Raw genomic sequence first — 8,626 nt, 5'->3', positions numbered from 1 at the left:
GGCCAGGCGTACGCAGCGGCTACCGCGACCGCCGGACCATGCCATGTGCGCCTTCATACTGAGCGTCGTCGCGGCCATGTTGGCGTCTGCGGCCTCCAACGCCCACTCCTGCGAATGGTCGTACCATGCCAGCGCCGCCGCCGTCTGCGCCTGGTCCTGCGCCATCCACGCGAGGAACTGTGCATGGTCGGCAGCCAGACGGACCACCGTTGCTGAGTCCATAGTCAGGTCTCAGCATTCCGGGCGTTTCGGCCCGGAAGGTCCGTCACATCACCAAAGCGTCAGGGGCTCGGTTTGAGTACGGTCTCCCGTTTCTGTCTGCCGCTGGTGGGGCAGGGTTGCGCCGCCTGCCCGCCCACCCGTGGCCTTGCGGCCGTGGGTGGTGGTGCGGGTCTTCTGGTCGGCTCCACGAGGCTTCGACACCGCCGGGGCGGTGTCCTGGTCTCCGGCCACTCCGGTACCAGTCGTGCAGGCTGCCGCCGCGAGGGCGGCAAGGTTGCGTGCGGCGTTGGTGTCGCGGTCGAGGACCAGGCCGCAGGCGTCGCATTCGTAGGTCCGGACGTGCAGCGGCAGCTTGGCTTTCACCGCGCCGCACCCGGAGCAGGTCTTGGAGGAGGGGTACCAGCGGTCGGCCGCGATGACGCGGCAGCCGTTGCGCCGGGTCTTGTAGGTGAGCTGGCGGCGGATCTCCCCGAATCCGGCGTCGGCGATACGGCGGGCCAGATGCCGGTTCTTCAGTATGCCGGCGACATTGAGGTCCTCGACGACGACAGTGCCGTACTCGCCAGTCACGGCGGTGGTGATCTTGTGCAGGGCGTCCGCGCGGAGGTTCGCCACCCGGTGGTGAACCTTGTTCCGCTGGGCGTTGGCTTTCTCCCACCGCTTCGACGGCTGCCCTCCGGTGCGGCGGTCGGGGCCGCGGCGGCGGGAGACGGTGCGGGACGCGCGGCGCAGCTGCTTGCGCGCCCGGTCGTAGTGCCGCCCGGGCGGTGTCTGCGGGCTTTCGTGTGCCGGGGTCGTGCCGGCGGTCGGCGGGCGCGGTCTCGGCGTGCTTGCGTCGGTGCGTTCGGCGGCTTGCGGTCGGTGGGTGGTAGTCGGTGGGGGGTGGTCGGTGGGTGCGGTCTAGAGTGATTTGAGTCACGCTCGCCCGGCCGGAAAGTCGGGCGGGTATACCCAACTGCGCCTATAGCTATGCGCCGACGGTCAGGTTTTCTTCCCCTGAGCGGCTGAAGTTTTGTTGATCGCAGGTCGGCCGACCGGTCCGGCGCCCTACTCTTCAAAGGGTGAACCAACTGATGTCCCCAGAGTCCGAGGCCGACAACCCGGGGGATGCCGCGCTTCCCGGCACCCTGCCGGAGGCGCTGCGCGACGAGCTCGTCGCGTTCCGGCGCGACCTGCACATGCACCCGGAGCTCGGCAATCAGGAGTTCCGCACCACCGCCGCGATCAAGGAGCGGTTGGAGAGGGCGGGTCTGCGGCCGCGCGTCCTCGCCGTCGGGACCGGGCTCGTCTGTGACATCGGGGTCGAGGGGGAGCAGTGGGCCGGGGGCCCGCCCATGCTCGCCCTGCGGGCCGACATCGACGCCCTGCCCATCCCGGACATGAAGACCGAGTGCCCGTACCGCTCGACGGTGCCGGACCGGGCGCACGCCTGCGGGCACGACGTGCACACCACCGTCGTCCTCGGCGCCGGTCTCGTGCTGGCCGACCTGCACCGGCAGGGCCTGCTGCCCCGGCCGGTGCGGCTGATCTTCCAGCCCGCCGAGGAGGTGCTGCCCGGCGGAGCCGCCGACGTCATCGAGTGCGGGGTGCTCGACGGGGTGGAGCGGATCGTCGCCGTGCACTGTGACCCCCGGGTGGACGTCGGGAAGGTCGGCCTGCGGGAGGGGGCCATCACCTCCGCCTGCGACCGGCTCGAAGTCGCCCTGGGCGGGCCCGGCGGCCACACCGCCCGGCCCCACCTGACCACCGACCTGGTCACCGCCGCCGCCCGCGTGGTCACGGACGTGCCCGCGCTGGTCGCCCGGCGCGTCGACAGCCGCAGCGGGATCGCCGTCACCTGGGGGCGGATCGAGTCCGGGCACGCGCCGAACGTCATCCCGCAGCACGCCGAGTTGTCCGGAACCGTGCGCTGCCTGGACATCAACGCCTGGCGGCAGGCCCCCGACCTGGTGGTCGCCGTGATCGACGAGATCGCCAACCTGCACCGCGCCAAGTCGGAGATCAACTACGTGCGGGGCGTGCCCCCCGTGGTCAACGACCCCGGCGTCACCGAGCTGCTGCGGGACGCCATGACCGCCCGGCGCGGCGCCGACTCCGTCAACGGCACCGAGCAGAGCCTGGGCGGCGAGGACTTCTCCTGGTACCTGGAGCACGTGCCCGGCGCCATGGCCCGGCTGGGCGTGCGCACCCCGGGCGAGCTGATCGTGCGGGACCTGCACCAGGGCGACTTCGACGCCGACGAGGCGGCCATCGAGGTCGGCGTGGAGATGTTCACCGCGGCGGCGCTGCTGGCGCCGGGGCGCTGACCGGCGTACCGACCGGCCGTCGACCGGTCGGGGCCACGACGGATGTCGTCGGCACCCGCTGTCGGACTCTGTGATCCAGATGCGCATCCCGCAGGTCAGACCAACCTGAGATGGATCTTCGTATGCCAGGAGACGTGGTACGCGCCACTTCGGTCTCGACGTCGGGTTTGGTGACCGGGCGGGTGTGCAGGGGATGTGCTGGGTGCTTCGGGCGAGTTGTTCGGAGGTTCAAAACGGTCGGATAACACTCTGGCAAGGTGGGGTTCTCCCGCGTGTCTACGCGCGTTACTCTGCGGCGGAATCAGCGCCTGGTTGAGGCGCTTGCACGAAGGAGTCTCATTCCATGCGCCGGGTATCCCGTATCGCGGTTGCAGGCGCTGCAACCGCAGTCCTCGCCGTCACCGCGTCCGCCTGCGGAAGCTCGTCCAGCGAGTCCGCCGGAAGCGGCAACAAGAACATGGGTGTCGCCCTCGCCTACGACGTCGGCGGCAAGGGCGACCAGTCATTCAATGACGCCGCCACCGCCGGCATGGAGAAGGCCGCCAAGGAGTTCGGCTACAAGACCACGGCTGTGGAGCCGCAGGACGGCGAGTCCGACGCGGACAAAGTGCAGCGCCTGGAGACGCTCGCCAAGCAGGGCTACAACCCCGTGATAGGCGTCGGCTATGCCTACGCCCCCGCCGTCAAGGAGGTCTCCGCGAAGTTCCCGAAGGTGACCTTCGGGATCGTCGACGACGACAAGGTGCAGGCGAAGAACGTCGCCGACCTGGTCTTCCACGAGGAGGAGGCGTCGTACCTGGCCGGTGTCGCGGCGGCCAAGGCCACCCGGAAGAACCACATCGGTTTCGTCGGAGGCGTAGACAACCCGTTGATCCACAAGTTCGAGGCGGGCTACGTCCAGGGTGCGCGGTCGGTCAATCCGAAGATCAAGATCGAGTCGCAGTACCTGACCGAGACGGCCCAGGAAGGCGGTTTCGCCAGCCCCGACAAGGGCGAGAGCGCCGCTCAGGGGCAGATCGACGCCGGTGCCGACGTCGTCTACGCCGCCGCCGGCCTGTCCAACCAGGGCGTCATCAAGGCATGCGCCGCGCGCAAGATCTGGGCGATCGGCGTCGACTCGGACCAGTACAAGCAGGCCGCGCTCAAGGCGTACAAGGACTTCATCCTCACCTCGGCCATGAAGAACGTCGAGGGTGCCGTGTACGACCTGGCCAAGTCCGTCAAGGACGGCAAGCCCATCACCGGCGTGGTCCGCGGCAGCCTCTCCAACGGTGACGTGAGCCTGTCGAACTCCAACCCGAAGTTCGCGGACAACGCCGACCTCCAGGCCGCGGTCAAGAAGGCCGAGGAAGGCATCAAGAACGGTTCCATCAAGGTGAAGACCACCCTCTCCTGACCCGGTGCGTGCATGACCAAGAGGGCGCCGTAATGACACCGTTACGGCCACGGAACGGGGTGCGGGCAGGATGGCCGACTCGCACCCCGTTCGCGCGGCACAATGCTCGGAGCAGATCGTGAAGTGATCAGAAAACGATCAGGTAACGATCAATTACGAGCGCTATTTTAAAGCAGGGGCGCTACGCGCGTAGTACGGCCCCTTTCCTGAGGAGAGTGCGCCATCGACGCGACCAGCAGCCCTCCGCTCACCGCTCAGACCGCACCGTCGGCGATCGCGGTGGCGCTGTCGGGCATCACCAAGCGGTTCCCGGGTGTCGTCGCCAACCACGACATCCACCTGACCGTCCGGAAAGGCACCGTGCACGCCCTCGTCGGCGAGAACGGCGCCGGCAAGTCGACCCTGATGAAGATCCTCTACGGCATGCAGAAGCCGGACGAGGGCACCATCACCGTCGAGGACGAGCAGGTCACCTTCTCGTCACCGGCCGACGCCATCGCCCGCGGCATCGGCATGGTCCACCAGCACTTCATGCTCGCGGACAACCTCACCGTCCTGGAGAACGTCGTCCTGGGCAGCGAGAATGCGTACGGCATCGCCGGCGGCGCCCGCCGGAAGATCAAGGAGATCTCCGAGCGCTACGGCCTCGGCGTCCACCCCGACGCCCTCGTCGAGAACCTCGGCGTCGCCGACCGCCAGCGCGTCGAGATCCTCAAGGTCCTCTACCGCGGCGCCCGCACCCTCATCCTCGACGAGCCGACCGCCGTCCTCGTCCCGCAGGAGGTCGACGCCCTCTTCGCCAACCTGCGCGAACTGAGGTCCGAGGGCCTGTCGGTCATCTTCATCTCGCACAAGCTCGGCGAGGTCCTCTCGGTCGCCGACGAGATCACCGTCATCCGCCGCGGCACGACCGTCGGCACCGCCATACCCGCCGAGACCACCCAGCGTCGGCTCGCCGAGATGATGGTCGGCAGCGAGCTGCCCACCCCGGAGACCGCCGAGTCCACGGTCACCGACCGCCCCGTCATCGAGGTCGAGAAGCTCACCGTGTACGCGGCCGGCGGCCCCTCCCTCGGCGTGGAGGGCGAGCCCACGCCCGCGGGCGGCGGCCTCGTGCCCGACTCCGTCGTCGGCGGTGAGGCCAAGCGCGTCCTCGACGACGTCACCTTCACCATCCACGCCGGCGAGGTCACGGGCATCGCCGGCGTCGAGGGCAACGGCCAGACCGAGCTGATCGACGCGCTGATCGGCCTCAGGCACGCCGACTCCGGCACGATCCGCTTCGAGGGCGAGGACATCACCCCCTGGCCCACCCGCAGGCGCCGCGAACAGGGCATCGGCTACATCCCCGAGGACCGCCACCGCCACGGCCTGCTGCTGGAAGCCCCGCTGTGGGAGAACCGCATCCTCGGCCACGTCACCGAAGAGCCCAACACCAAGGGCAACCGGCGCTTCTGGCTCGATCCCAGGGGCGCCCAGGAGGACACCCGCCGCATCGTCGAGGCGTACGACGTGCGCACCCCCGGCATCGACGTCACCGCCGCCTCTCTGTCCGGCGGCAACCAGCAGAAGCTGATCGTCGGCCGCGAGATGAGCCACAAGCCGAAGTTCCTGATCGCCGCCCACCCCACCCGCGGCGTGGACGTCGGCGCCCAGGCGCAGATCTGGGACCAGATCCGCGAGGCCCGCCGCGAGGGCCTGGCCGTGCTGCTGATCTCCGCCGACCTCGACGAGCTGATCGGCCTGTCGGACACCCTCCGGGTGATCTACAACGGCAGGCTGGTCGCCGACGCCGACCCCGCGACCGTCACGCCCGAGGAACTGGGCTCGGCCATGACAGGTGCCGCCACCGGCCACCTGGAGCACCACGACGAAGACGTCGCGTCCCGGGAGGACGGGGAGGACGAGGCCCGATGAAGAAGTTCGACAAGGAGCGCGTGCTCCTCGCGGTGGCCGGACCGGTCATCGCGCTCGTCGCCGCGATCCTGCTGACCTCCGTCGTGCTGATCGCCTCCGGCAAGAACCCGTTCGAGCCGTACGGGCTGATGCTCGAACAGGTCGGGTTCTCGGACGTCCAGGTGCTGATCATCAACCAGGCGTCGATGTACTACCTCGCCGCCCTCGCGGTGGCCGTCGGCTTCCGCATGAACCTGTTCAACATCGGCGTCGACGGCCAGTACCGCCTCGCCGCGATGATGACCGCCGTCGTCGGCGCGCACGTCGCCCTCCCCGGCGCCCTGCAGATCCCGCTGCTGCTCCTGGTCGGCGCGCTCACCGGCGCCTTCTGGTCCGGTATCGCGGGCCTGCTGAAGGTCACCCGGGGCGTCAGCGAGGTCGTCGCCACGATTATGCTGAACGCGATCGCCACCAGCGTGATCGGCTACCTCACCCTGTCCGAGAACTTCGGCGTGCAGGTCGGCAACAACATGACGACCGGCGTCATGAAGGAGTCCGGCTGGGTGCCCGGCATCGACCTCGGCCCCGAGGTCGGCGAGATCTACGGCCTGGTCTTCCTCGCGGTCCTCATGGGCGTCGCCTACTGGGTCGTCCTCAACCGCACCCGCTTCGGCTTCGACCTGCGCGCCACCGGCGCTTCCGAGACCGCCGCCGCGGCCTCCGGCGTCGACGCCCGGAAGATGGTGCTCATGGCGATGCTGATCTCCGGTGCGGTGGCGGGCCTCTCCGGCCTCCCGCTGCTGCTCGGCGACGCCCACACCTACAGCCTGAGCTTCCCGGCCGGCCTCGGCTTCACCGGCATCACCATCGCCCTGCTCGGCCGCAACAACCCGGTCGGCATCGCGTTCGCCGCCCTCCTGATCGCCTTCCTCGACAAGGCGTCGCCCGCCCTCGACTACGCCGTCCCGGTGGCGTACGAGAAGGAGATCGCCACGATCATGCAGGGCCTGATCGTCTTCGCGGTCGTCATCAGCTACGAGGCCGTACGGCAGTGGGGCCTGCGCCGCCAGCAGCGCCAGGTCGGCGCCGAGCTGGCCGGCGCCCGGAACAACCCCACGAAGAAGGAGGTGGCGGCCTGATGAGCACCGCGACCATCAGCAAGCCGCAGGCACAGCGGCCCGGCAAGGGCGGCCGCCGGCTCTCGCTCCCCGTACTCCTGCTGATCATCGCCGGCGTGCTGGTCCTGACCTCGGTCGTCCGGCTGATCACCGACGCGAACGGCATCACGTCCACCGGCCAGATGTCCACGGCCCTGCGCCTGGCCGTCCCCATCGGCCTGGCCGGCCTCGGCGGACTGTGGGCCGAGCGGGCGGGCATCATCAACATCGGCCTCGAAGGCATGATGATCCTCGGCACCTGGTTCGGCGCCTGGGCCGGCTACCAGTGGGGCCCGTGGACCGGCATCGTCTTCAGCATCATCGGCGGCGCGCTGGGCGCGATCCTGCACGCCGTCGCCACCGTCACCTTCAACGTCAACCACATCGTCTCCGGTGTGGCCATCAACATCCTGGCCCTCGGCACCACCCGCTACCTGTCGAAGTTCACCTTCGAGAACGCCCCCCAGGGCTCCTCCAAGCAGTCACCGCCGATCGACTCGCTCGGCACCTTCGACATCCCCGGCCTGTCCAGCGCCCTGGACACCCTCAACGGCAAGCACTGGTTCCTGGTCTCGGACCTCGCCGGCCTGCTCGGCGGCCTGGTCACCGACCTGTCCCCGCTCACCGTGATCGCCGTCGCCCTCGTCCCCGCCACCTGGTGGGCGCTGTGGCGCACCGCCTTCGGCCTGCGCCTGCGCTCCTGCGGAGAGAACCCTATGGCGGCCGAGTCCCTCGGCGTCAACGTCTACAAGTACAAGTACATCGCCGTGATCATCTCCGGTGGCTTCGCGGGCCTCGGCGGCGCGTTCCTCTCCATCGTCGCGTCGAACGTCTACCTGGACGGCCAGACCGCCGGCCGCGGCTACATCGGCCTCGCCGCGATGATCTTCGGCAACTGGATGCCTGGCGGACTCGCCCTCGGCGCGGGCCTGTTCGGCTACACCGACAGCCTCAACCTGCGCGGCGGCACCACCAACGTCCACGCCCTGATCCTGCTGCTGGCGATCCTGCTGGTGGCCGGAGTGGCGTACCTGGCCTGGAAGAAGAGGTACGTCCCGGCGGCCGTCACGGCCGGGATCTCGGCCCTGATGTTCGTCTGGTACGGCACCACGGACGAGGTCCCGCGCCAGGTGGTGTCGGCGGCGCCGTACGTCGTCACCCTGCTGGTGCTCTCGCTGTCCGCCCAGCACCTGCGGATGCCGAAGGCGAACGGCAGGCCGTACCGGAAGGGCCAGGGCCAGTGACCGGCGCCGACTGGGGCGCGCTGCGCGCGGCGGCCCGGGACGCGATGTCCCGGGCGTACGCCCCCTACTCCGGCTACCCGGTCGGCGCCGCGGCCCTGGTCGACGACGGCCGCACCGTGACCGGCTGCAACGTCGAGAACGCCTCGTACGGCCTCGGCCTGTGCGCCGAGTGCGGACTGGTCTCGGCCCTGCAGGACACCGGCGGCGGCCGCCTGACGCACTTCACCTGCGTCGACGGCCGGGGCGAGATCCTGGTCCCGTGCGGCCGCTGCCGCCAGCTGCTGTACGAGTTCGGCGGCCCGGACCTGCTCCTGGAAACCCCTGCGGGCATCCTGCCGCTCTCGCAGATGCTGCCCCAGGCCTTCGGCCCGGAGTACCTCTCCTCGTAACTCCCGTGCGGCTCCT

The 8,626-nt window shown here is 69.6% G+C and carries 6 protein-coding genes and 2 pseudogenes; 6 read left to right on the top strand and 2 right to left on the bottom strand.

What is annotated here, in order from left to right; translation table 11 throughout:
- Together H8R17_RS46000 and H8R17_RS39265 are read right to left on the bottom strand one after the other, a co-directional pair.
- Positions 1 to 207: pseudogene (locus tag H8R17_RS46000) on the bottom strand (XRE family transcriptional regulator); the annotation flags it as partial.
- Between the two features lie 63 nt (positions 208 to 270).
- Positions 271 to 981, bottom strand: a pseudogene (locus tag H8R17_RS39265) (RNA-guided endonuclease InsQ/TnpB family protein); the annotation flags it as partial.
- Positions 982 to 1,295: 314 nt separating this feature from the next.
- On the opposite strand from H8R17_RS39265, the gene H8R17_RS39260 reads away from it, so the two are divergent.
- The 6 genes from H8R17_RS39260 (at position 1,296) to H8R17_RS39235 (ending at position 8,610) form a co-directional block, all read left to right on the top strand.
- The gene (locus H8R17_RS39260) at positions 1,296 to 2,528 is read left to right on the top strand and encodes a M20 family metallopeptidase (protein ID WP_187827973.1); all 1,233 of its coding nucleotides are present in this window, start codon (positions 1,296 to 1,298) and stop codon (positions 2,526 to 2,528) included.
- Between the two features lie 343 nt (positions 2,529 to 2,871).
- Positions 2,872 to 3,924, top strand: a complete 1,053-nt coding sequence (locus H8R17_RS39255; RefSeq protein WP_187827972.1) for a BMP family protein — start codon at positions 2,872 to 2,874, stop codon at positions 3,922 to 3,924.
- Between the two features lie 222 nt (positions 3,925 to 4,146).
- Entirely contained in the window at positions 4,147 to 5,841 is a 1,695-nt protein-coding gene (locus H8R17_RS39250; protein ID WP_187827979.1) for an ABC transporter ATP-binding protein, read from the top strand.
- Positions 5,838 to 6,959, top strand: coding sequence for an ABC transporter permease (locus H8R17_RS39245; protein WP_187827971.1), 1,122 nt, complete (start codon positions 5,838 to 5,840; stop codon positions 6,957 to 6,959). The genes H8R17_RS39250 and H8R17_RS39245 overlap by 4 nt, the downstream gene beginning before the upstream one ends.
- Complete coding sequence (locus H8R17_RS39240; RefSeq protein ID WP_187827970.1) at positions 6,959 to 8,221, top strand: ABC transporter permease; 1,263 nt, start codon at positions 6,959 to 6,961, stop codon at positions 8,219 to 8,221. Before H8R17_RS39245 ends, H8R17_RS39240 begins: the two co-directional genes overlap by 1 nt.
- Positions 8,218 to 8,610 (top strand): cytidine deaminase, encoded by a 393-nt coding sequence (locus H8R17_RS39235; protein ID WP_187827969.1) that lies wholly within the window; start codon positions 8,218 to 8,220, stop codon positions 8,608 to 8,610. Before H8R17_RS39240 ends, H8R17_RS39235 begins: the two co-directional genes overlap by 4 nt.
- Positions 8,611 to 8,626 lie beyond the last annotated feature (16 nt).

This window comes from Streptomyces sp. TRM68367 (assembly GCF_014495685.1).
Classification (GTDB): Bacteria; Actinomycetota; Actinomycetes; order Streptomycetales; family Streptomycetaceae; genus Streptomyces.
This window is presented reverse-complemented; position numbering and strand designations above follow the sequence as displayed.

Bases quoted from the DNA above. Each gene is read 5' to 3' on its own strand.
- H8R17_RS39260 (WP_187827973.1), top strand. From the start codon at position 1,296: ATGTCCCCAGAGTCCGAGGCCGACAACCCGGGGGATGCCGCGCTTCCC.
- H8R17_RS39255 (WP_187827972.1), top strand. From the start codon at position 2,872: ATGCGCCGGGTATCCCGTATCGCGGTTGCAGGCGCTGCAACCGCAGTC.
- H8R17_RS39240 (WP_187827970.1), top strand. From the start codon at position 6,959: ATGAGCACCGCGACCATCAGCAAGCCGCAGGCACAGCGGCCCGGCAAG.
- H8R17_RS39245 (WP_187827971.1), top strand. From the start codon at position 5,838: ATGAAGAAGTTCGACAAGGAGCGCGTGCTCCTCGCGGTGGCCGGACCG.